Source organism: Candidatus Eisenbacteria bacterium (assembly GCA_035712145.1).
Taxonomy (GTDB): domain Bacteria; phylum Eisenbacteria; class RBG-16-71-46; order RBG-16-71-46; family RBG-16-71-46; genus DASTBI01.
In genome coordinates this window covers 1-24,679 of record DASTBI010000127.1, presented here as the reverse complement: position 1 = coordinate 24,679, position 24,679 = coordinate 1, and the positions used below count along the sequence as shown (strand labels likewise).

14 protein-coding genes are annotated in these 24,679 nt (G+C 68.9%); 2 read left to right on the top strand and 12 right to left on the bottom strand.

Annotation, left to right across the window (positions count from 1 at the left end; all coding sequences use genetic code 11):
• The first annotated feature begins 13 nt into the window (after positions 1 to 13).
• The gene (locus VFQ05_07870; GenBank protein HET9326672.1) at positions 14 to 2,218 is read left to right on the top strand and encodes an MMPL family transporter; all 2,205 of its coding nucleotides are present in this window, start codon (positions 14 to 16) and stop codon (positions 2,216 to 2,218) included.
• Between the two features lie 46 nt (positions 2,219 to 2,264).
• Here the strand turns inward: VFQ05_07870 and VFQ05_07865 are convergent, their stop codons facing one another.
• From VFQ05_07865 to VFQ05_07825, 9 genes are all read right to left on the bottom strand, one after another.
• Entirely contained in the window at positions 2,265 to 3,419 is a 1,155-nt protein-coding gene (locus VFQ05_07865) for a DUF2911 domain-containing protein (protein ID HET9326671.1), read from the bottom strand.
• Between the two features lie 146 nt (positions 3,420 to 3,565).
• Positions 3,566 to 6,145 (bottom strand): MASE1 domain-containing protein, encoded by a 2,580-nt coding sequence (locus tag VFQ05_07860; protein ID HET9326670.1) that lies wholly within the window; start codon positions 6,143 to 6,145, stop codon positions 3,566 to 3,568.
• 148 nt (positions 6,146 to 6,293) lie between these two features.
• Entirely contained in the window at positions 6,294 to 7,883 is a 1,590-nt protein-coding gene (locus tag VFQ05_07855; GenBank protein HET9326669.1) for an AMP-binding protein, read from the bottom strand.
• Complete coding sequence (locus VFQ05_07850; GenBank protein ID HET9326668.1) at positions 7,871 to 8,872, bottom strand: GNAT family N-acetyltransferase; 1,002 nt, start codon at positions 8,870 to 8,872, stop codon at positions 7,871 to 7,873. The genes VFQ05_07855 and VFQ05_07850 overlap by 13 nt, the downstream gene beginning before the upstream one ends.
• Positions 8,869 to 10,296, bottom strand: a complete 1,428-nt coding sequence (locus VFQ05_07845) for a hypothetical protein (protein HET9326667.1) — start codon at positions 10,294 to 10,296, stop codon at positions 8,869 to 8,871. The genes VFQ05_07850 and VFQ05_07845 overlap by 4 nt, the downstream gene beginning before the upstream one ends.
• Positions 10,293 to 11,426, bottom strand: coding sequence for a DUF3419 family protein (locus VFQ05_07840; GenBank protein ID HET9326666.1), 1,134 nt, complete (start codon positions 11,424 to 11,426; stop codon positions 10,293 to 10,295). Before VFQ05_07840 ends, VFQ05_07845 begins: the two co-directional genes overlap by 4 nt.
• The gene (locus tag VFQ05_07835) at positions 11,423 to 14,158 is read right to left on the bottom strand and encodes a PEP/pyruvate-binding domain-containing protein (GenBank protein HET9326665.1); all 2,736 of its coding nucleotides are present in this window, start codon (positions 14,156 to 14,158) and stop codon (positions 11,423 to 11,425) included. Before VFQ05_07835 ends, VFQ05_07840 begins: the two co-directional genes overlap by 4 nt.
• Entirely contained in the window at positions 14,155 to 15,132 is a 978-nt protein-coding gene (locus tag VFQ05_07830) for a hypothetical protein (GenBank protein HET9326664.1), read from the bottom strand. Before VFQ05_07830 ends, VFQ05_07835 begins: the two co-directional genes overlap by 4 nt.
• A 17-nt stretch (positions 15,133 to 15,149) precedes the next feature.
• Positions 15,150 to 16,445 (bottom strand): hydroxymethylglutaryl-CoA reductase, encoded by a 1,296-nt coding sequence (locus tag VFQ05_07825; GenBank protein ID HET9326663.1) that lies wholly within the window; start codon positions 16,443 to 16,445, stop codon positions 15,150 to 15,152.
• Between the two features lie 103 nt (positions 16,446 to 16,548).
• Between VFQ05_07825 and VFQ05_07820 the strand changes: the two genes are divergently transcribed.
• On the top strand, positions 16,549 to 17,079 hold the full coding sequence (locus tag VFQ05_07820; protein HET9326662.1) for an FG-GAP-like repeat-containing protein: 531 nt from the start codon (positions 16,549 to 16,551) through the stop codon (positions 17,077 to 17,079).
• A 3-nt stretch (positions 17,080 to 17,082) separates the two neighbouring features.
• Here the strand turns inward: VFQ05_07820 and VFQ05_07815 are convergent, their stop codons facing one another.
• The 3 genes from VFQ05_07815 to VFQ05_07805 form a co-directional block, all read right to left on the bottom strand.
• A complete protein-coding gene (locus tag VFQ05_07815; protein ID HET9326661.1) occupies positions 17,083 to 19,956 on the bottom strand; it encodes a S8 family serine peptidase in 2,874 nt (957 codons plus the stop codon).
• Between the two features lie 117 nt (positions 19,957 to 20,073).
• The gene (locus tag VFQ05_07810; protein ID HET9326660.1) at positions 20,074 to 22,917 is read right to left on the bottom strand and encodes a S8 family serine peptidase; all 2,844 of its coding nucleotides are present in this window, start codon (positions 22,915 to 22,917) and stop codon (positions 20,074 to 20,076) included.
• Positions 22,918 to 23,077: 160 nt separating this feature from the next.
• Positions 23,078 to 24,679 (bottom strand): Fn3-like domain-containing protein (locus VFQ05_07805; GenBank protein HET9326659.1); only part of this gene is annotated, 1,602 nt, incomplete at its 5' end.

Here is a 24,679-nt window from a genome sequence, read left to right as displayed (position 1 = left end):
ATCCTGCCCGGCCATGCGCGGCGCCGAATGGGTGGTCCGCCACCGCGCCATCGCGATCGTTCTCTGGCTCCTGCTGATCGCGGGAGTCGCGCCGTTCGCTGCGCGATTGCACGGCGTCCTGCGCGGCGGAGCCGACGCCGTTCCCGGCACCGAGTCCGAGCACGTGACCCGCGCCCTGGGCCATGCATTCGGCGCGGGGTCCCTCTATCAGTTCGTGGTCGTCGTCCACTCCGATTCGCTCGGCACCGACGCGCCGGAGTTCGCCGACGTCATCACTCGCTCGACCGCGGCGCTCGAGGCGCTGCCCCAGGTGCACTCGGTCCAGACGCCTTGGAACTCCGAGCGCGCCGAGCTCCTCGGCAAGGATGGCCACGGCGCGCTGATGATCGTGACCCCGCGGGTCACGAGCTTCCAGGAAGCCGAGCAGCTCACGCCAAGGCTGCGCGCGGCGATCGCGGGGATCGCCCAAGGCCCGATCGCGGCCGAAGTCACCGGCTCGACGGCCATGCTCTACGACCTCGATCAGCACTCCTCCACCGACGTGACGGCCGCCGAGCGCATCGGCCTCCCGATCACCTTGCTGATCCTGCTGGTCGTCTTTGGCGCGCCGCTCGCCGGGCTGCTGCCGCTGGTGCTGGCACTGGTGGCGACCATGATCGGTCTCGCCGCCCTCTACGGCCTCAGCGCGCAGCGCGCGGTCAGCGTGTTCGCCGAGAACGTGACGGTGATGATCGGCCTCGGCGTGGGCATCGACTACGCGCTCTTCGTGCTCAGCCGTTTCCGCGAGGCCATCGCGCGTGGTCTGGCGCCCGCGGCCGCGGCGGCCGAGGCGGCGAGCGCCGCGGGCCACGCGGTCGCGTTCTCGGGCGCGACGGTCGCCGTCGGCTTCCTCGCGCTGTTCCTGGTGCGCGCGCCGTTCCTCCACGTGATCGCGATCGGCGGGATCGTGGTCGTGGTCGCGGCGGTGGCGGCGGCGATGACCCTCCTCCCCGCCCTGCTCGCATGGCTGGGTCCCGCCGTCGACTGGCCGCGGCGCCCGCGCGCCACGCCTGTGGATCGAGGCTTCTGGGAGCGATGGGCCTCCGCCGTCATGCGAAGGCCGTGGTGGGCCCTCGCGGTCTCCGCGCTGATCCTGGCGGTGTTCATCGCCCCGGTGTTCCGGCTGAAGACCTGGAACGTGGGTCCGCGCGACCTGCCGGTCGAGCTGGAGTCACGCCGCGGCTTCGACGCGCTCGCCGAGCGGTTCCCGAAGGGCTGGATGGGCCCGATCGTCATGCTCGTGGAAGCTCCGGTCGGCGCATCGGTGCTCGGTCCCGACCAGCGTCGCGCGCTGCTCGAAGTGAGCAACGCGCTGCGCCTCGACCCGCGAAGCGGCACGTTGCTGGGACTGCCTCAGCTCCTCGGCCGAGCGGGCGCATTGAGCCCCGGCAGCATCGCTCTCGACTCCTTGCCACAGCCGATCCGCAGTGCAGCGCGCGCGGTGGTCAGTGATGATGGACGGCTCGGCATCGCCGCGCTGGTCACGCCCACCGAGCCGGGCGAGCCCGAGACCATGCGTTTCCTGCGTGAGCTGCGCGCGAAGCGCTTCCCCGCGGCCGAGGCGGCGGGGCTCACCCTCTGGTGGGGTGGGTCGAGCGCAGTGATGGCCGATTTCGACCACGAGCTGATGGGACGGCTGCCCGCGGTCGTGATCGCGGTGATCGTGATCACCTTCGTGGTGCTGGCGTTCCTCTTCCGCTCGGTTCTGATCCCGCTCAAGGCCACGCTGCTCAACACCATCTCGGTGGTCGCCGCGTATGGATTCCTGGTGCTGGTCTTCCAGGACGGGCACGGCGCGCGCCTGCTCCGCCTGGAGCCCCCGGGCGGGCTCAACTCATTCATCGTGCTGATGCTCTTCACCATCCTGTTCGGGCTGTCGATGGACTACGAGGTCTTCCTGCTGGCGCGGGTGCGCGAGGCCTGGATGGAATCGGGCGACAACGATCGCGCGGTGGCGCTGGGACTCGCGAGGACCGGCGGCATCATCACCAGCGCGGCGCTCATCATGGTGTCGATCTTCGCCGCCTTCGGCTTCACGCGGCTCACGGCGACGCGGGAGTTCGGCCTGGGGCTGGCCTTCGCGGTGGCGCTCGACGCCACGCTCATCCGCGTGGTGCTGGTGCCGGCGCTGATGAAACTCGCGGGCCGGCGCAATTGGTGGCCCGGCCCGCGAGCCTAGGCGAGATCAGCCAGAGCCGCGGGCGCGCGGCCTGGACCCACCTTCCCTACTTGTTCGACGCCGTGGCCGCGGCGGGCGCGCTCCACTGAGCGATCAGGCCTTCGAGGTTCTTCTTGTTCATCGGATCGGGCGCCTGGGCCAGCGCCTTCTTGGCGTACTCCACCGCCTTCTTGTTGTTCCCCTGGAGATTCTCCGCGCGCGCCAGGCCGACGTTGACCGGCCACTGGTTGGGGAAGCGCTTGGCGTTGGCCTTGTAGACCTTGATCGCCAGATCGTTGTTGCCGGAGATCTGCTGGAAGCGGGCGATCTGGTGAAGATCGACCGGCGTCGCGTCGGGCATGGCGATCGCGCGGTCCATCGTCTTCATGCCCTCTTCCTTCTTGCCATTGGCGATTTGCAGCTCCGCCAGCACCGACAGGGTCTTGCAGTTGGCCACTCCGTTCGCGGGATCGCTGACCGCCTTCTCGGCCCACACCAGACCCTGGTCGAGATGCGACTTCGAGGTCAGGCAAAAAATGGCCGCTTCGCGGAAGTTCTCCCACTTGAACGACTGGGCGTTGCGGAACTCCTGCTTCAGGTTCTCGACGTAGACCCCCGGCATGTCGTCGACCTTGATCTGGATGGGAACCTGGAGCTTCTCCCACTTCAAGGCGACGGTCGCGTGATCCTTCTCCCGATCGGTGAACTCGTAGGTGAGCCACTCGCGGTATTCGCACTCGGCGGGCTTCACCGTGACCCGCAACTGATCCTCGGCGGGGTCGTACCAGTAAGCACCCCACGACTTGTGGTTCTTCGAGAAGATGACCGTCCACTCCTCCTTCCCGGGAATGAAGAACAGCCCGTAGGTGCCGGCGGGCAGCGGCTGCCCTTCGATCCTCACCGGATGGGAAACGGAGAAGGTCGTGTTCTCGTTGGCGCCGCCGCGCCAGGGACACGACTTGCAATCGTTGTAGCCGAGATCGGCGAGGCCGTAAGGCACGAGCTCGCCCCAGATGTGCCCCGCCCGATCCTTGCCGTCGGGCCCGTGCACGTTCGGGCTGTTGTACGTGAGCGTCACGCGCACCAGTCCGATGCCCTGGGTGACCGAGCTGAACTGGTTGTCGCCACTCGGCGGAAGGGTGATGTCCTTGGCGATGGCCAGGGAGGGCAGCGCGAGCAGGACGGCGGCCGCGAGCGACGAGGGGCGAAGAGTCCGCGCCATGGGTGCCTCCAGAGACGTGGTCGAGGAGAGGTGCGCCCGGAGCGCGAAGACGACTTCTCAACCGTGGGTTCGCCGGCGCCTGCGGGCAACCGGTGCAGCGACCGGCGCTGGTTTGGAGGCGACCGGCGCGGCTAAGTCTGCGCCGATCAGGTCCTGACGGGCGCCGGCCGAGTGAGGTCGCGAATGATCCGCATGAGCTGGACGCCCTCGAACGGCTTGGCGAGATGCACCTGGTAGCCGCAGCGAATGGCCGCGCACGCATCTTCCGGCCGCGCGCACGCGGTGAGGGCGATGGCCGCCACGGCTCCACCATCCTCGGGGGGCCGCGAGCGAATCCTCCTCAACAGCTCATAGCCGTCGTCATCCGCCAGGTCGATGTCGCTGATGATCAAGTCGGGGCGCGAGGCCTCGAAGCGGGTCAAGGCTTCGGCGCACGAGCGAGTGATGTCGAGGCTCGCGCCATGGCCATCCAGCATCAGGCGCAGGACTTCTCCGGTGTCGACATCGTCATCCACGAGCAGCACTCGGAGTCCGTCGAGTGAGCCGTTGATCGGAGCGGCAGCCTCGGTCGGCGTCGGCTCCCAGGGGGCTTCCGCGCGGGTCCCGGCGAGCTGGAGACGGACCTCGAAGACCGCGCCGCCTTCCGGCCGGTTCGTGGCGCGAACGGTGCCGCCGTGGAGCTCCACCAGCTGACGCACGATGGCGAGGCCGAGACCCAACCCGGACTGGCGGCGCGCCGGTCTCGAGGTCCCGCGACGGAAGCTCTCGAAGACGTGCGGCAGGAACTCCGGGTCGATCCCCGGACCGTCATCCGCCACGCGCAGCACCGCGTGCTCGGCCTCGTGGGACAGCGAGACCTCGATGCGGCCACCTTCGGGAATGAATCGGATGGCGTTGGCGAGCAGGTTCGAGGTGACTTGCTGCAGACGATGAGGGTCGCCCCACACGCAGGCGCCGGGCGCCTCGAGCCGTGCCTCGATCGCGATCTGTCGGTCCCGGGCGGCAGGCCTCACGGCTTCGACGGCCTGCTCGATGATCGAAGCCAGCCCGACCAGCTGCTGCCTCAGCTCGAGCCGGCCGGCGGTGACGCGAGAGTGATCCAGCAGATCCAGGATCAGCTGACTCTGGAGATCCGCATTGCGGTTGATGGCTTCGATTCCACGCTGCTTCTCCGCGGGTTCGAGATCCCCGTCCCGGAGCAAGCGGGCCCAGCCGATGATGGCGTTCAGCGGATTGCGCAGCTCGTGCGAGACCGTGGCCAGGAACTGGTCCTTGAACTCGTTGGCCTGCTCGGCCTCCCGGCGAGCGATCTGCTGCCGGAGCAGTGCGGCCCGCTCCTCCTCGATCCGGAGGCGCTCGGTCATGTCCTGTCCGGTGCCGAGCATCCGGATCGGAACGCCGGTCGGATCGCAGACCACGCGGCCGCGGGCGAAGAGGTGGATGATGCGCCCATCGGGACGCACCACGCGATGCTCGAAGGTGTAGGCCTTGCGGTCGCGCAGCGCGTTTTGAACCGTGGCATGCGTGACCTCGCGATCTTCCGGGTGCACGCGCTCGAGATAGGCCTCGTAACTCGCGCCGAACTCCGCCGGCTGGAGCCCGAAGATCTCGTAGAGCTGCTCCGACCACCACACGACGTTGCGGCCGATGTCCCACTCCCATGAGCCGATGCGCGCCACCTGCTGGGCCTCTCGGAGCCGCGCCTCGCTGCGCTGGAGATCCTTGGCCGCACGCTCCCGCTCGGCCATCTGGTTGCGCAGCTCGTCATTCGTGGCGCGCAGCCGCCGCGTGGCGTCGCTCACCCGCTGCTCCAGTCCCTGGTTGAGCTGGCGGATCCGCAGCTCGATGCGCCGGCGCTCCGCCACGGCCGCGGCCAGCGGCAGCATGGTGACCGCGGTCACGGTCATGAAAGCCTGGAGCAGCAGCAGCGAGATCTGCGGGTCGTAGAGACCGAAGGGCCCGGCGCCGCGCAGCGTGCCCCAGACCGCGATCGCAGACGTCAGGAGCAGCGCGGTCGCGGTCTCCCGCTGGGTGAAGCTGAAGGCTGCCCAGAGGAGCGGCGGCACGCACAGGAAGTGGAGCGGGAAGTTGCCGTGCGAGATGCCCCACCGGTCGCTGAACACGAGGAGTCCGGAAGCCACGACCGCGAGCAGGAGCAGCGCGGCTTCGAGCATGAACCGGCGCGAAGCCTCGATCCGCGCGGACAGACCCCACAGGATCAGCGGCGGGCCGACGACCAACACCGCCGCCGTGTCGCCCAGCCACCAGGTGAGCCAGGTGCGAGCGAGCGATGGCCCGCTCGCGAGGCCGCCGAGCGCCAGGGTGGCGACCCCGATCGTGGCGCCCAGCATGGCGCTCACGCTGGCCAGGCCGGCGAACTTCAGGATGTCCTGCGGTTGCTCGAAGACGCGGGTGCCCGACGCGAAGCGGCGCACCAGAAAAGCGCCGAGCAAGCCTTCGAGTGTGTTCCCCGCGGCGATGGCGATGGAGGTCGTCACCGTGCCGGCGGTCGTCAGGTTGACCAGGAAGGCGCCCACGAGAATGGCTGGCCAGACCTGGTTGCCGAACAGGAGCAGCGCCGCCAGCGCGATGCCGGCGGGCGGCCACACGGCGGTCGCGCTCGCATTCACGAACGCGAGGCTCAGCCCGAGTTTTCCCGCACCGTAATAGGCGGCGCCGACCGCAAGGAGGAGTGCCATGCGGCGCGAGAGGTTCGCCGGGGACATCGGTCCCTCTTTCCGGTCGCGTCCCTGCGACGATCATCGCCTCCGCCACGTCGGAGGCGACGCCACGAGGCTGACAGACTAAGTAGGTTCCCCGGCCGCGGCAAGGGAATCGTTTCGGAGGAGCGATCCCTCCAGGGCCGGATGGGAGCTACCGGCTGCCGTGTCGCCCGGTGAGAACCGCCCGCAGCCGGTCGAGGTCGGTCTTCGAGGCATGTCGAGGGTCGCGAGGAATCTCCAGCGCCAGCAGCTCGTCCGCCGGCCACTCGCCCAGGGCGTCTCGCAGCTTGCGCCGCAGTCGCTCGTCCATCCCGCCCCGCGTGGTTTCCACGCACAGCACCGCCCGCTCCCCCAGCCGGTCGTCCGCGAGTCCGAGGTAGGCGGCATGACGCACCCCATCGACCCGCAGCGCGCGCACTTCCGCAGCCGTGCCCCACCAGGTCTCGCCGCCACGACGCACCCGGTGCTTCACGCGTCCCATCAGCCAGAGACGCCCCTCGGGATCGAGCCAGGCTCCGTCACCGGTCCGGTGCCAGACGCGGTCTCCATCCCGGACCTTCTGCGCGCGGTCGGATTCAGGATCGTCCAGGTAGCCCGGCAACACGTGAGCCCCGCTCACCAGCACTTCCCCGACCTCCCCCGCTCCCACGTCCCAATCCCTCCAACCGTTCGTTCCGAGCGCGATCGGGCCATCGTGAGGCCGCACCAGCCGGAGATGGAGCCCCTCGGTGGGCGCTCCCACGCAAAGGCCGTTCGAGCTTCCCTCCGCCATGGCTCGATCCATGGCGCGAGCCTCGATGGCGGCGATCGGCTCGGCCTCGGTGCTGCCGTAGACGACGTGCACCTCTCCATCGGTCACCGCCGCCAGGCGGCGCGCCAGCGGCGGCAGCACCGGCGCCCCGCCGGTGAACAGAGCGCGCACCGGTAGGCGCTCGCCCCGGGCTTCGCACCATTCGGCCAGACGTTCGTAGAAGGCCGGCGACCCGCTCGTCGTCGTGACGCCTTCGCGGGTCATCTGCGCGTGCACCCGCGGCGGATCGATGTCGGCCGGTCGCCGCGGGTCGAAATCGGGCAGCACGCTGGGGATGCCGGCCGCCAGGTTGTTGAGCACGAACACCGGCAGCGTGGGCATGTCGACGTCGTCCGGACGCGGGGCCAGCTCGCGTGCCAGCGCTTCGTGCTGCGCCCACAGGAAGCCGTGCGATCGTGCGGCCGCCTTGGGGCGTCCTGTGCTTCCGGTGGTGAAGGTGACGAGCGCGGGCGCGTCGCCCGCGAGCTGCGCCGGAGCGCGGGCGGCGCCGCCCTTCATCAGACGCGCCAGCGTGAAGCCCGGCGAATGTGCCACCAGCGCGAGCGGCACCGCGCGCAGCGCCGGGCTCACGAGGCGCAGCAGGTGCGATTTCGCGGTGCCGATGAAGGCCTTGGGTCTGGCGGCGCGGACCGCGGCATCGAGCCGCGATCGGCCCGCCCAGGCGTCCACGAACACCGCCACGGCGCCGAGGTGGAGCACCGCCAGCAGGGCCACGTACAGGTCGGCGGACATCGGCACGAACAGCAGCACGCGGTCCCCGGATACGATGCCACGCGCCTCGATCCCGTTGGCCAGGGCGGCGACCTGCTCCGCCAGCTCGCCGAAGGTGAGCCGTGTGTCATGCCGTCCGTCGACGATCGCCGTGCGTCCTGGAATGCGGGCCGCCGGCTCGGCGAGCCGCGCCGCGATGTTGGGGTTCAGGGCGTCCACTGATAGAGCGCGTAGCGGCGGAAAACCTCGGTCTCGTGACGCGCCGACATGCGCATCGAGAGGTTGCGCACGTACATGAGCGCGTGGATCACGCTGCCCGCGCCCATCTCGCGCGCCCGGCGACGGATGAGGTCGAGCATGTGACCGCCGAGACCGAGCCCGCGGCAGGCAGGCGACGTGGCCACCGTCTTCACGATCACCCGCGGCTTCGAAGGATCCGGCGAGAGCGGGTCGCGGAAGGCGAACTGGAAGGCGACCGGCCGTCGGTCGGTCTCCGCGATGAGCACCAGGGTGGGATCGATCAGCGGCCGGATCTTCTCGTATTGCGCGCGGAAGGTGTCGAAGTCGATCGGCGTGTAATAGAGGTTGCCGGCGAAGCACTCGAGACTCAGGGTGAACAGGCGCGCGAGCTCGCGATCGAAGTCCCCTGGCTCGAGTGCGCGCACGCGTATTCCGGCGTGCCGCACGCGCGCCTCCAGCGTGTCCGCATCCTCCGCATCGGCATCGAGATCCAGATCGATGCGGCTCTCGTAGTGGGCCACCACCGAGAACCCGGCCGCCTCGAAGTCCCCGGGGTAGCGCGGCGGGTTCCACGGCTCGGTGAGGAACGGCGGATCGTCGCCGTGCGCTTCCCCGGGCGGCCGGAGCGCCAGGCGGTAGCGGGCCCACGTGCTGCCGTTCATCGGGCCCAGCACGCGTGCGACCGAGCGCTCGGCGAGCGCCGCGCACGCGGCTCGCAGCAGAGTGGCGCCGGCTTCGGACTCCAGCGCTTCGTAGAAGCCCACCATGCCACTCGCGCCCGGAGCGTCGTGCAGGTCGGGCGCCACGCGGCAAGCCAGCCTGGCCACCGGCTGATCGCCCCGCCACGCCACCATGAGCGTGGAGCCCGGCAGAGGCGGCGCCTCGCTCGCGGCTTCCGGTCCGACCCGCTCGCGCACCTCCTCGAAGCTCCGCGCGTCGCCGGCCGACTCGATCCTGATCGCGCTCATCGCAGCGCCCAGGCGCCGGCCTGGATCCAATGGAAGTGGAGCGGCATGGTGATCAGCGTCGCCGCCAGCACCGAAAGCGCGAGGTAGCGCAGGTTCCATCCCGTCCCGGGCGGCTGGGCGAAGCCGCGGCGCAGCGCGAGAAAGACGAGCATGGCCACGGCGCTCAGCACGGCGGCGGTCCCGAACTCGATGCCCACCCGCCCCGCGCCGCGTGACGCCCACAGTCCGAGCGGCGCCACCACGCCGAAGCCGATCAGGCCGCTGGCGAGTGCGCGCCATGCGGGCGAGCGGTGGCGCACGCGGGGGGAGCTCTCGAGGCCGAGGTAGGCGACGATCGCGATGGCCCCGGAGAGCGAGCCAACGTAGGGCCCGAGGAACGGATGCCACCCGCGCAGGGCCGACGATCTCGCCAGCGCCGTGCTGAAGGTGTTGTCGGCGAAGATGAGCAGCACCGCCACGACGCTCACATAGAAGATGACCGCGACGTCGTGGTCGGCCGACGCCGGCCGTCGCATGCGCGCCACGCGCCGCTGCTCCAGCACCATGGCCACGGTCAACGCCAGCGCGGGAGCGACGATCCAGGACGGCCCGCCCAGGCTGAACGCCGCGTACAGCATCAGGTGCGCGGCAATCGCGCCGCTGAACGAGAAGAAGCGGGTGCGGCGGGAGATCCACAGCATGAGCATCAGGATCGCCATCTGCACCAGGATCTGGACGACGATCGCCTCGAGCGGCTTGGGCGTGAGCTTCGTAAGCAGATAATAGGCGCCGAGCGGCACGAACAGGTTGTCGCTGCCCTGAGTGCCGATGGCTTCGAACGAGCCGACCAGCAAGGCGATCTGGGCCGCCATGAGCACGCACGCGCCGCGCTCGATGTTGGTCGCCAGCAACAGCGGCAAATGGACCACCAGAAAGGTGACGAACAGGAACACCGCGGATCCTTCGAGGCTTCGCTGCTCGGTGGTGACCCGGTACCGGTGCTTGCCGTAGGCGCGGCCGAGCACGGCGGCCAGCGCATCGGCGACGACCAGGGTCAGCAGCGCCACCACGTAGAAGACCGGCGTGTGCCGGCCGACCAGGAAGAGGATGAAGATGGCGATCGGGAAGTAGACGTCGCCGAAGGAGCGCCGCTCGACGCCGAAGATGCTCTGGAGCCCCCCGCGAGCGCGAGCCACGAAGATCGGCGCGCCACCGGTCGCGGCCACGGCCAGCAGCGTCCACGGGGAGTCGAACCACCACGGAAACGCGCACGCCAGGAGCCCGGCGCCGAAGTGCACGAGCTTGCGCGTCCATTCGATCGGCGGATGGAGGCGCCGGTGCCAAAGCTCGGCGGCGATCACCAGCACGAAGAACGCCGACAGGACCAGTGCCGCCCGCGCGGCTTCGCCCATCGGGGTGCCGAACGCCGGCAACGCCGCGATCACGCCTTTCCTCCACTCACCTGATCGACGTGCAGCCGCTGATAGAACCAGGCTCGATCGCGGGCGTGCAGCGCGCGGGCCTCGCCTTCGAGCGGCGCTGCGCGGGCCGCCAGACTCGACGGACGCGAGCGGGGCGCCAGCATGTTCCAGTAGACGAGTCGCGCCCCGGGGCGCGCGTGGTCGAGGATGTCCGCGTAACAGATCTCGTGCTCCAGCATCGGCATGTACTCGAAGATGTCCGAGAGATTGAATCCGTCGAACACGCCGCCGGCCGACTGCACCGTGCCCTGACGCAGCCGCAGACGATCCAGCCGGGCGCGGATCGCCGCCTCGTGCTCGGGACGCAGGTAGCGCGGCAGCGCGTCGGCGGTGAACGTGCCGCAGACGATGAAGACGAGATAGGGGTTGGTGGAGACCGGAAGCTCGGTGAGAGCCTGGCGCGTCCGCTCGAGGATGCGCTCACCCACCGGACCGTGGACGCCCGCGAAGAATTCGGGGTCGCGGCCCAGCCGGCCCATCACCGCGCGGCTGAAGAACGCCTTGAACAGCGCCCGCCAGCGCCACGTATCCCAGCGGGACTGGTAGAAGGCGCGCTGATCCTGGACCGACTTGGGTCGGACGAGATCGCGCACCGTGCTCCGGCCGTGGATGAGCGGCAGCACGCAGCGGCGGAAGAGCCGGAAGTAGCGTTCGAACTTGCCGGCGTGGATGGGACCCGCCGTGATCGCCACGGGGTGCGCATCCCAGAACTCGCGTCCGGACGGCGAGAGATCGCCGCGCAGCTGCCGATACACCTCGGCTCGGCGGTCCGAAGCCGTCACTCCCAGGAACGCGAGCCGCTCGGCATGATCGAGGCGCCGGAAGGCGGCCATGCGCAGATCCAGGCAGGCGAGCTGAGCTCCGCTCAGGTCCACGGCGACCACTTCCGCGGGATCCAGTGTCAGCAGGGCCAGTGCGTTGTCCCCGGCGGAGGCGATCGAGCACAGCCTGCCGCCACGGGCGACCGGAGCCAGCGCCTCGCACAGGATGTCGGCGTCCTCCCACACGTTGCCGTAGCGGACGAAGTCGAACGCGGCGCGCTGCCCGATGGATGCTTCCGGCGCACGCGCGCGGGCCGCGGCGGGAGCCGTCACGACGCGGCCGTCGCCTTCTGGCGGCGCACCACGCCCGCGGCGCCGTCCATCTCGACGACCTCGCCGTCTTCCAGGATGTCGAGCAGCCCGGGGATGCCGACGACGCAGGGCAGTCCCATCTCTCGAGCCACGATCGCCGAGTGGCTGAGCAGGCTGCCGCGCTGCACCAGCAGGCCCCGCACCGCGGGAAAGAGCAGCGTCCATCCTGGATCGGTGCGCTCCGCCACCAGAATCTTCCCCTCCAGGTCGCGCGCCCCGCGCGGATCGCGCACCACCCGCACCGGCGCCTTCACCACGCCGGGACAGCATCCGGTTCCGCGCAGCTCGGCGGCGCCTGCGCCAGGTGCCAACGTCGCCGATTCGGCGCTCGCGATCCAATCCGGCCCCCACGCTCCGGGGGCGCCGTAGGTTTCGAATCGGTCGGGAGGCGGCGTCTCGCGCGCCCATGACTCGAACCGCTCGCGCCGCTCCCGCACCAGCGCCTGGAGGTCGGCGTTCGATCCGCCCTCGAAGGCCGCGAACAGCTCGTGACGCGTGAGGTGGAACACATCACGGGCGTCGGCGATCCGCCCTTGTCGCGCGAGATCGCGGCCCAGCGCAATGACGATGCGGCGAACCACGCCGAAGACACGGGTGCGCTCGAAGCGCAGATTCTCCCGGTCACGCACGCGCCGCCTGGCCCGCACCAGCACCCACTGATAGAGCGCATGCTTCCATCCCTCGAGGTTTGCCTTCACCTGGGCCTCGGCCCCGCGGCGAATGGCGCGCTCCCGCTCCCAGGCGGCTTTGGGATCGGTGGTGCCTCGAGTGGCGTAGGCGCGGATCATCGCGATCAGGAACGCGGGATCCTCGCCGAGCGTGACCGTCTCGAGCTTGAGCTCCTCCATGCAGCGATCGCCGAAGTCGTCCAGGTAACGATGGATCTCGCGCACCAGCGCTTCGGCGCCGGGAAGACGCTCGAGCCGCGCCAGCAGCTGGCGATCGTCGGGCTCCGCCGCGAAGGCCTGGATGAGCTCCGGATCCTGACGCACCAGGCCGGCCAGCGCCATGACTCGTCGCGCCGGCTCGGTCGAGACGATGCCTCCTTCGCCGCACAGGAGATCGTTGACCAGCGTCGGCGGCGAGCCCGGAAGCCAGCGCTCGGTGAGCCGCGAGAGCACGCCGAAGAACACCATCGCGAAGAAGTCGTTGACCAGCGGCGGTCGCCACTGCTCGAGCAGCCGGCGCTCGAGCTGGTGATAGAGCGCGAGCGCCTCGGCCGCCGGCCATGCGCTCACGTCCGCGTGGCGCAGCGGTCCGATCGCGCTCTCGACGCGCGCGTGGAAGGCCGGGACCTCGCGTTGGAGCTTTCCGGCCTCGCGGACCATGCGGAGGATCATGCGGGTGAGACTCGCGAGATCGCGCAGGCGATTGCCGGCGCTGGGCGGCGGCGGCGGATCCTCGAGCGCCTCCCGCACGCCCATCATCCGCTCCATGAACGAGCGATTGAATTGGAATCCCGGAAGCAGCGCGAGCGTGCGATACCAGTTGAGCAGGTTGTAGTACACGCGCCCGCGCACCAGCCCGAGCATGTTGGCGAACACCGGCTGGTGCGACTCGATCAGCGCTTCCGGCGTCCCCATCAGGCGGCAGAACTGGCGGTACACGCTCTCGTAGACCTCGCGGGCGAAGGTGAAGGTGAGCGGCGTCGTGACGCCGCTGTAGCTCTCGATGATGTTGCTGTTGTCCCACACCCAGCGCTCGCCGGTCCGAGGCGCGACGCGAGAGGAACCGAGGGTCGTGATCGGACGAGCCTGGAGCACGAACAGCCGGTCGGGAGCGCCGCCGAGCGCCCACTCGATGTCCTGCGGCGATCCGAACGCACGCTCGAGCTGGCGTGCGACCCGGGCGACGCGCTTCGCCTCCTCGTCCCCCAGCGCGGGGGCGTCCTGACGCTCTTCGGGAAGCGCTTCGAGCTGCGTTCCTCCCGAGGCGGTGAGCCGGACCGCATGGGTCTTGCGAGCCAGGCTCGACTCGACGTGGACGGAATCGGAGGCGAAGCGCACCCGATAGGTGTCGGCGTCGAGCTCGCCACTCACCAGTCCTTCCCCAAGGCCATGGACCGCGCTCACCACCGCGGTGTGGCGAGCGCCCGAAACCGGATCGGCGGAAAAGGCGACCCCCGAAACGCGTGGGTCCACCATCTCCTGGATGACCACCGCCATGCGCACCGGCGCCACGGCGCCGCCGGCCGCGCCATACGCGGCCGCCCATGCGTTGAAGGCCGAAGCCCAAACCTGCCGCAGCGCCCGCTTCAGCGCCTCGAGGTCGTCGTCGGCGCGCACGCCCAGCACGCTGTCGAACTGGCCGGCGAACGAGCGCGCCGCGCTGTCCTCGGCCGCCGCCGACGAGCGAACCGCGAGCAGGCGCCGATCGAGTCCCGAGGATTTCAGCGCGGCGGGGAGATCGTGCTCGAGCTCCGGCGGAAGCGGCGCGGCTCGAACCTCGGCCGCGCGAGCGCGAGCCTGCGCCTCGTCGGCCGGCCACGGCCGCGCGCTGCCCACCAGGGTGTCGTACGCCCTTGTGGTCACGACCACGAAGCTCGGGACACAGAACCCCGCATCGCCGCGGGCCAGCGCCAGCAGCCGCTCGAGGTGATGGCCCTTGCCTCCGACCTGCTCGACCGGCGCGGCTTGGTCGCCGCCGGGAACGTGGATCCACGAGCGCGACACGCCAGCGGAGGGGGCGCTCATGGCCGCCTCATGGCGTGGATCAGGAAGGGCATGGCGCCCAGCACGAGGTAGGTGACGGCGGGCCACAGCTGACTCGCGCCATCGATGTGGCGGGACGCCGGGACCGAGGCACGTCTCGCGAAGCGGAACGCCGGCCACGCGCACGGCACGGCCAGCAGAGCGAGCACGACCAGGGCCTCCCGCGCGGTGCCGGTGTTCACCGCGGCTCTCCATGCCAGGAGCGCCGAGGCGGCGAGAGTGGACAGCCATACGATCGGCGCCATCCGCACGCCCCAGGCGCGCGTGTAGGTGTCCACGCCTTCACGCTCGCCCTCGGGCGCCCGGATCTTTCGCCCGATCTCGATGAGGCAGCCGTTCGCGAACGTCACGAGCAGGAACAGCAGCAGGCCGCGCGGACGGTGCTCCGCGGCCAGCAGCCAGTCGAGGCCGGTGGTGTAGCCGTCGATGAGCGGCATGATCGCCATGTGCGTGAGCAGGTAGGCCGCGGGATGGGCGCGCAGCCAGGCGGGAACGAAGAACTCCTTGGTCATCAGCGTCGCCCACATCGCCACGACGAGGAGCGGGAGCAGCAGGATGGGCGCGACCAGGAGGTTGGCAAGGATCGCGGCCGCCGTCACGCCGGCGCCGATCCACCTGAGCTCGGCGAGCGAGATCAGTCCGCGCGGCACCGGCAGCTCGGGGCGGAAGCGCTGGTCCCAGGGCGCATCCTTGTGCTCGTCCAGCACCCGCAGCATGAAGAAGATGGTGATCGCGGTGAAGCTGCCGACCGCGAACACCGCCCCTGGGACGAATCCGGAAGCTCCGCGCGCCAGTCGTGAGTACGCCGCCGAGGAGAAGGTGAACAGCGTGATCAGCGGAACCAGCGCGAGGAGCGGGAACCGCTCGGCCTGGTAGACGAAGAAGCGCTGGAGAAGCGGCGCGCGGTTCTCGGGCACGCGGTCCGGCGCTTCGGCCTGGCGCCGGGTCGCGCTCATCGCCGGATCTCGGCGCCTCAGCCCGCGGGCGCCCGGCCCAAGCGCTGGTGCGATCCGGCGAATTCTCCCGCGCAGATCGCGCCCACGATCGAGATCTCCCCGGCCAGCGCGACCGCCGCGGCGATCTCGGCGAACTTGCTGGCCTGGCGCTTGTTCTCGACCGCTCCCTCGCAGCGCATGATGCGCAGACACTCGCGCGCGGTCGGCATCCGCGTGCCGCCGCCCACGGTGCCGACGATCAGGTTCGGAAGCGTGACCGCGCAGTGCAGGTTGCCGGTGCCGGTCAGCTCGAGGCGCGTGATGCCGACGCTGGCCTCGCTGACGCACGCCACGTCCTGGCCGCACGCCAGGAACAGGGCGGCGATGCCGTTGGCGATGTGTCCGCTCACGCCGATCGAGCCGCTCTGCGCGCCGCCGACGAAGCTCGTGCGCCAGTATTCGTCCATGCGCTCGGGCGTGGTATGGAGCCCGCGCTCGACGAGCCGCCGTGGCAGCGTCACCTCGGCCATCACGTGGCGACCGCGGGTCTGCAGGAAGCTGAGGACGGTGGCCTTCTTGTCACCGGACATGTTGGCCTCGAGGAACCACGACACCGGTTTGACCGGGCTGGTCTCGAGAATGGTCTCGCACACCGCTTCGGTGCAGAAGGTCACCATGTTCTGCCCGGCGGCGTCGCCGGTGTGGTAGGCGAGGATCAGATAGACCTGGTTGGCTTCGACGTGCGCCAGCAGGTCGATCAGCTGTCCGTGCGACGTTCGCGTGGCGGCGACCTCGCGCAGGCGATCGAACTGGGTGGTGGCCCAGGCGGCGAACACCGCGGCGTCCGCGATGCGCGAGAACACGAAGCCGGGCGCGCGCTGCACCTGCTCGGTGGTGACGATCGCCGAGACCCCGCCCGCACGGGACGCGAGACGTGCTCCGCGATGGTAGCTGGCCACCAGCGTGCCCTCGGTGGTGGCGAGCGGCACGTAATAGTCGCCGTGCGCGTGAACGCCGTTCACCCTCAGCGGGCCGATGACGCCGGTCGGCACCTGCGTCATCCCGATGTACTGCTCGATGTTCCCCCGGAGGGTCTCGGGATCGATGGCCGTGCCGCGCCCGGCAAGGTTCGGCAGCTCCATGCCCCGCGCCTCGAGGAAGGCGATCCTCTGGGCTCGGGCTTCCTCGGACCAGTCGCTGGGCCGCGGGACGTCGGGCGGAAGCTCCTTCTCCTCGGGGGGCACCGGGGCGATCCGCTGCGCCAGCACGTCGAGCGAGCCGTACTGGGTGAGCCGGGCGATGACTTCGCGGGCCAGATCCTTGGAGACCGGCATGGCCGCGTACTCTAGACCCGCGGCCACGCAGGGTAAACCCGGCGGGAAATCGATTGATCGGCCAGGAAGACGTCTACACTTCAGCCCTCTCGTTGGAGGGTTCGTGCTCCCCGTCTCCCAGCCCTTCCGATGGCTCCTTCCCACGGCCACGAGTCTGGCCGTCCTGATCGGCCTGCCCCTCGCCGCCCCTGCGGCGTCGCTCTTCCGAGCGCCGTTCACGGCCGCGGGCGTGCCCGGAACCCCCGAGTACATATCGGCCAGAGATCTCGACGGTGACGGGAAGGTGGACCTCGTCATCTCGGCCAGGTTCGAAAACGGGTTCACCGTGCTCATGGGTCTCGGCGGCGGAGTATTCGCCGCTCCCGCGACGTATTCCCTGACGAGCTACGGATCGCCTCCGATCATCGCGGACGTGACCGGAGACGGCGAAAAGGAGTCGGAGGCGAGCGTGAGGATCTTCGATACGTCGGGACGCCTGGTGCGCACGCTGGCTCAGGGCCGGCTCGGGATCGGCGAGCACTCCGCACGCTGGGACCGGAGCACCGACGGCGGCGCGCGCGCCACGCCAGGGATCTACTTCTGCGAGCTGCGCGCGGGCGATCGCCGCGCGGTGACGCGCATCGTGCTGCTCTGAGCCTCAGCGCAGCACGATCGCCTTCTTCATCCAGCGCTGCCCTTCGGACTCGACGCTGAGGAAGTAGACTCCCGCGCCGACCGCATGCCCTCCGTCGTCCTTGCCGTCCCACTCGAGGCTGGCGAAGCCGGCGCCGAACGCGCGATTCCCGAGGTTTCGAACCCGGCGTCCACGCGTGTCGAAGACGCTCGCCGCGAGGGTGCGAGGCCGGTCGATCCGGAGGTCGAGCCGGGTGCCTCCGGAGAAAGGATTGGGCGCCAGCTTCGCGAGCGACATTCCGGCCGCACTCGGTCCCTGCTCGACCGCCACGAGCGAGTTCCACAAGGTCCGCGCCTGGTCTGCGCTCGCCTGCAGCTCGGCCAGGCTGTGCCCGGCGATGAGGGCAAACCAGACCGCCACGCTGTCGCCTGGAGCCACGTTGAACGGACCGGTAGCCAGAACATGAGCAACATCCCCGGGGCCGCTGCTGGTTCCAAACAAACCATTCATGGCATTCCACTTGGCCGTCTTGGGGTAGCTCGACGACGGCAAGGCCGAATATGTGGTGCTCGATCCGCCCGACAGCACCATGACCCCGAAGTAGGGCTGACTCAGATCGGTGGTGTCCCACGCGTATCCGAGACCACGTGCCGCATCCCAGTCGGCTCGGTTCGTGGCGAAATAACTCTCGTCGATGTTCCAGTCGAGCCAGAGTCCGACGCGCAGTCCGGTCAACACCGTCGTATTCGTGTTGACGACGCGGTAGCCGGCGAGGATGAAGTCCTGATTGGCCGGAGCAGCGAAGGCGCGTGTTTCCCCCTGGACTCGCACCCCGACGAAGACCTGCGGGAACTCACGGAATGATGTGCGAATTTCCTGGTCCGAGACCAGGCCCGGCGTCAGCCGGAACGGCGGCGGCTCGTTCGGGAAGAAGTCCGAGTTCTCGCCAGGACCCTCGAAGAAGGGGATACGAATGGCATCGGCCAGGTGGTCGGCGTCGGTACCCACCATGAATCCACCTTCGAAGAGGCAGTTCGGACCGCCGTCGAAACGAACGCCCTCACCTTTCCGGCCTCCGGGTTCAGTCGCGAACCCCCACCAGCCGATCCCTCCCGTCGACGTGAACGATGCATGCAGACGGTTGATGTCATGCGTCTCGTACAGTGGCTCGACCACCACATCGATCCATTGGAAGTCGGTGTATCCACCGCTGGCTGACATTCCGATCCGAAGCGGGAATGATGCGCCGATGAAGGTGCTCGAGCTGACGGCGAACGAGAAGGCCGCGGGCAGCGAGACGGTCGCATCTTCGGCCAGTGACGCGATGGCTTCGGTGCCATCCGTGACCACGATCGTGGAGGTTGTCGAGATCAGGCTCAGCTGAAGATTCGTGGCGGAAGCCCGATAGTTGTGCAGGTCCAGAGACATCGTCACGGTTTCGCCTCGGTTCAGCTGACCGTTGCCGTCGGCGTCGCCGAACGTCCAACCCGTGAGCCTCACGGACGGTGGGGATTGCGTGAGCGCTCGAAGAGCGTTGATCCGCCCCTTTCCAAGCTGGAACGCCAGGCCGGAGTTGAGGCCATCGATGTTGTCGCAGGTGGCCCGCAGCTGCTCCCCCACCTTGAGGCCGTCCCAGGTTGGGTGCCGGGCCTTGATCAGCGCGGCCACGGCTGCCGCGATCGGGGTCGCCATCGAAGTGCCGGTGAACGATGCGTACGCGTTGTTCACTCCATTGTCGACGGTGCTGAAAATCGAAGTCCCCGGCGCGCACAGATCCACCCATGTTCCGGAGTTCGACGTCGAGTGCTTCTTGTCGGCGTTCGGCGCCAGATGCTGGACGTTGACCACGCTATAGACATTGGGATAGGCGCCGGGATAAACAATGAGCGGAGCGCCTGGACCCTGGTTTCCTGCGGCGGCCACCACCAGGACTCCGTGGGCCACGGCATAATCGATCACGTCCTTGCCGAATTGAGACCACTGGCCCCCGCCCCATGAGAGGCTCACGATGGCCGCGCCGTTGTCGACGGCGTAGAGAATCCCCTCGAACCCGTAGGCGATGAACTGGTCGAAGCTGTGAGAAGCGTTCACCGCCATCAGGCGCGGGTTCCAGCTCGCGCTCGCCATCCCCACCGCGTTGTGGGTCACGGCGGCCAGGAGTCCGGCGGTGTGGGTTCCGTGGTTGGCGTTGCTGGGCGTGGACGGCGACCCGCGAGGGTCGCCATCGTTGGCGAGGAAGTCCCAGCCGTGAATGTCGTCGATGAAGCCGTTGCCGTCGTCGTCCAGGCCGTTCCCTGCGATCTCGCCGGGATTGGCCCACATGTTGGCGAGCAGGTCTTCGTGCTGCCAATTCGTGCCGCCATCCACCACGCATACCAGCGGACCAGCGTTGCTCTTCTGCACGTCCCACGCGCTCGGGGCCTGGATCAGGCCGAGATAGGCCTGATCCGTGGCGTAACGAGGATCGTTCGGCACCGCCATCATTCCCGGCGGCGAACCCTCGAAGAGGGCGTAGAGATAGCGCGGCTCGGCGTATTCGACTTCCGGCAGCGCGGATAGTCGGGACGCGAGCCGTGCAACGTCGGTCCCTCGAGGAACGCGGATCTCGTAAATGCGGTCGATGCCGCCCGCCACGGCGCCGGAGGTTCTGCGATTCCAGATCGCACGCGCCCTCTCGAGTCCGGAGGGGATGGCCGCGCGCAGCCGAGCCGACGCACGGAGCCGGTGATCGAGCGTGGACCGGAACTTCACCAGTAAGACGTCGGGGACGTGAGCTCGACTCGCGTCAGCAGCCGCAAGACCGAGATCCGTGGTGAACAAACCGATCAACAGGCCGCAAGTGATCGGAATGAGAATGGCGCGGCGAGCGCAGGTCGCGGGAATCGACGAGGAATGCATTCGCACCTCCCCGGAACGCCGAAATCATAGCGCACCATCGGATGGCACGAATGCCAATTCCCTCGTCGAGCGGGCCTGGGCAGACCGAGGATCAGCGGCCTTGCCGAAAGTCGCGACTCAGCGCAGAACGATCGCCTTCTTCATCCAGCGCTGGCCTTCGGACTCGACGCTGAGGAAGTAGACCCCGGCGCCGACCGCATGTCCTTCGTCGTCCTTGCCGTCCCAATCGAGGCTGGCGAAGCCGGCGGCGAACGCGCGATTCCCGAGGCTTCGAACCCGGCGCCCGCGCGTGTCGAAGACGCTTGCCGAGACGTTGCGGGGCCGATCGATTCGGAGGTCGAGCCGCGTGCCACCGGAGAAAGGATTGGGGCTCAACTCCGCGAGCGAGATCCCGTTGGAGAACGGCTCGGGAGGGCCTGCCGCCACCAGCGAATTCCACTTCGCCCGCGCCTGATCGGCGTTGGCCTGGAGCTCGGCGAGCGTATGGCCGCCCACGAGCGCGAACCACACCGCCACGCTGTCGTTGGGCGCGACGGTGAACGGCCCGGTGGTGAGCATGTTGCTCACATCGCCTGGGCCGGTGCTGGTGCCGTACACGCCGGTCATCGCTTCCCACTTGGTGAAATCGCTGAAGTTGCCGGGTGGGAACGCGGCGTAGATCGTCTGCGCGCCACCCTGCAGGACCAGGATGCCGAAGTAGGGCAGGCTCGGGTTGCTGGTGTCGAAGGCGTAGCCCATGCCCCGTGCCGCGTCCCAGTCCGCCCGGTTGGTGGCGTAGTGCTCGGCATCGATGTCCCAGTCGAAGAAAAGGCCCACACGCATGCCGTTCTGGATGGCGCCGGTCGTGTTGGTGATGCGGTAACCCAGGAAGACGAAGTCGTCGATCGTGCTCGTGGTGTAGGCGCGGCTCTCGGAGGTGACCCGAATTCCCAGAGGCTGGGTGGGGTTCGGGACGTCGATGTAGGACATCTGCGTTTCCTGCGCCGAGACCAGGCCGGGCGTACGGCGTATCGGAGGATAGAGCGCGCCGAAGTCCGTGTGCTCGTTGTCGGTGCGAATGGCGTCGGCCACATGCGTCCCATCCGTGCCGACGAGCAGCCCGCCCTCGAAGAGGCAATTGGCGCTGCCGTCGTACCCGAGACCCATCCCCTTGGCGCCTCCGGGCTCGCCCGGGAAGCCGATCCATCCCACGTTCCCGGTCGCGGCGAGCGAGACCTGGACCTTGTTCACGTCGTGAGTCTCGTAGACCGGCTCGACCGGGAGCCGGATCCATTCGAAGTCGTTGTATCCGGCCGCCGTCATGCCGACGCGCAGTTCCGCGAGCCCGCCGAGCGCCGCGTTCGAAGCGACGGTGAACGAGAAGGCCGCCGGCAGCGACACCGTGCCGCCTTCGGCCAGCGCTCCGACCGCCTGGCTGCCGTCCACGACCACGATGTCCGATGTGGCGCTCGTCAGCGTGAGATTGAGGTTCGCGGCCGGGGCCCGGTAGTTCTTCAGCGAGAGCGACAGCGTCACCGTCTCACCGCGATTGAGCTGGCCGTTGCCGTCGCCGTCGGCGAAGGAGAAGCCGGTGATGCGGACCGCGGTCGGCGACTCGGTGACCGCGCGCAGGGCGTTGATGCGGCCCTTGCCCAGCCGGTACCAGTGGTCTGAGGGGTTGAGGGGATCGATGTTGTCGCAGGTCGCCCGCAGCTGCTCCCCGATCTGGAGATTCGTCCAGGTCGGATGCTGGGCCTTGATGAGCGTGGCCACCGCGGCCGCCACGGGTGATGCCATCGACGTGCCGTTCATCAGCGCGTAGGTGTTCCCAGGATTGGCGTCCATGGTGCTCAGCATGTCCGAGCCCGGAGCGGCGAGATCCACCCAGGTTCCGTAGCTCGAGCTGAAGCGCCGCGTGTCCGGGCCGGAGCCGGGGAGCCAGTTGGTGTTGACCACCGCGTAGACGTTGGGATACGCGCCGGGATAGTTCGGGATCTGGTTGCCGGCGTTGCCGGCGGCGGCGAAGAGGAGCGCGCCCTGGGACACGGCGTACTCGACCACGTCCTTCCCCATCTGCGACCAGTCCGGGCCGCCCCAGGACAGATTCACGATCCGGGCGCCGTTGTCGACCGCGTAGAGGATGCCGTCGTATCCATAGGCGATGAAGTTGTCGCTCGAGGCCGAGGCATTCACCGCGAGCACCCGCGGGTTCCAGCTGGCGCTCGCCACGCCGAGGAGATTGTTGGTCACCGCCGCGAGCAATCCCGCGGTATGGGTGCCGTGATCGGCGTTCGCCGGCGTCGTGCTCGAGCCGCGCGGGTCGGGATCATTGGCGAGGAAGTCCCAGCCGTGAAGATCGTCGATGAACCCGTTGCCGTCATCGTCGAGGCCGTTCCCGGCGATCTCGCCGGGGTTGGTCCAGAGGTTGGGCTGCAGATCCTGATGGGTCCACATCGTCCCGCCATCCACCACCGCCACCAGCGGCAGATTGCCCTCGGCCTTGATGATGTCCCAGGCCGCGGGCGCCTGAATGAGGTTGAGGAATCCCTGCTCGCCGAAGCGCGGGTCATTGGGGGTCGCCATGACGCCGGCCACGGACTCGGTCTCGAAGGTCGAATAGAGGAAGCGCGGCTCCGCGTACTCCACCTCCGGGAGCCGGGCGAGCTTCGCCGCCACCTGGGTCACATCGGCGCCTCTGGGCAGCCGGATCTCGTAGATCCGGTCCAGTCCACGCGCCACCGCCGCGGCGTTGGCCGGCCGATGGGCGATGCGCCGCGCGGTCTCGAGTCCCGAGGGCAAAGCACTCCGAAGCCGCGCCGAGGACCTGAGCCTCGAGTCGAGCGCGGTGCGGAACTTGACGATCACGACATCGGGAACGTACCGGCCCGAGGGCGCCGCCGCGAAGGCAAAGCCCGCCAACCCCATGAGGCAGGCCGAGATCAGGCCTGCGCGGGCGGCGCGGCGGAGCGGGGATGGTGGCATGGGCAAGAGCGGTCCCGAAGGTTGGCGCGCAGGGGAGTGACCGGTTCGATGGTACTCCACCGGATACGTTCTGAAACTTTATTACAAGCCCTGAGCCACCATGGAGAAGAGGCGGCCCTTCCGGGCCGCCTCTCTCCTGTTACGACTCGGTCCGAAACGACTAATTCAGCCGGACCGCCTTCTGCGTGAGGGTCTTGCCCATCGCGTTCAACCGGAGCAGCACCGTTCCGGCCGGCGCCGAGCGACCCGCCTCGGTCCTTCCGTCCCACACCACGGAGTGGTCACCCGCTCCGAGGTTGCTCCAGCGCCAGCTCTTGAGGCGCCGTCCCGAGATGTCGAACACCTCGAGCGAGACGGGTCCCTGCTTCGGCAGCGCGAACCCGAACGCCACGTTGCCGCGAGAGGGATTGGGCTTGGACGGCGCGAAGGCCAGGACGCGCGGTCCCTGGTTGCCGACACCCACGATCGCCTCACCGATGTTCACGTCGATCGCGATCTCGTTGTTCGCCGTGTATTCCTCGGTCGGCAGCGCAGGCACCCGCACCTTGATCCGGTGCGTGGCCTCGGCGCCCACCGTCCAGGGAACCTCGACGATCTGCGTCTCACCCACGCCGAGGTCGATCACCGACGATCCGACGACGACGTCGTTGTCGAGGAATTCGACGTTGACGGCGGGACGCGGATCGATGCGGGTGTTCTTGACCGACGCCGACAGCGTGACCTGATCACCCACCTGCACCGAGTTCTGCGACAGCCAGAAGGCCTCGAGCGAGATGTCCGGACGCGCGATCGTGATGACCGGAGAGGTCCAGGTCTCGGTATGACCCGGAGTGCCTTCGTCACCCAGCGCCTTCACGACCGTGATCTTCGCCACGTAGGTGCCGTTCGGCAGCATCTCGGGGTCGTGGTTGCCCTTCACCGTCGAGCCATCCCACGTGATCGTGAAGAAGAAGCCGAATCCGCTGGCGTTGGAGCTGGCCGCGGCGTTCCGCGACAGGTTCTTGATGTTCGTGATGAGGTGCTTCGACTGTCCGGTCACCGAGTTGAAGGCCTCCATGCGGAAGATCGAGACCTGGTGATCCAGATGGAACGCGAACACCGGGAAGTCCTGCCCCGACATCACGTACGAGGCGCCGGCAGGCTGGTTGGTGATCGTCGTGCCCGAGCGCTTCGCCAGCCACGGGAACCCGAACGGCGTCGGCGTGAGCGCCGCGATCGACTGGTAGTCACCCTTCAGTCCCGTGTAGGGAACGCTGTAGTCGGCGCTGCCGTCGTCGGGCGTCACGTCGATGTAGCCGGTGAACACGCTGCGATCCGCAAGACCCGCGTTCGCCGTCACCGTGACGTCGACCGAAGCACTTCCGCCGGCCGGAACGACCACCGGGTTCACGCTGAACGACACCGTGCTCGGCGCGTTGAAGAGCGGCACCCCGAACAGGCCGTTCGCCTGCGCGACGTTCTGCCCGGTCGCGAGAGCGGGCGAATGTCCGAGGTTGTAGCTGATCGTGTGGTCGCTGTTGTTGATGATCGTGAGCGACGCGACCACCGGGTTCCCCGAGGTCTCGCCGAGCGAGATCTTGCCCGGCTGGACGACGGTGTTGGCGGTGATCATGCCCGGGATGTCGAGCATGCCGGCGCCCTGCCGGTTGACCGCGTTCAGGAAGCCGGGGTTCGCCGGCGACAGACCGCGCGCATCCGCGCTGTTCTGCAGGCGGTCCCGCACTCCATTCGCAGGCGTGTTGGGATGGGCCTCCAGCAGCAG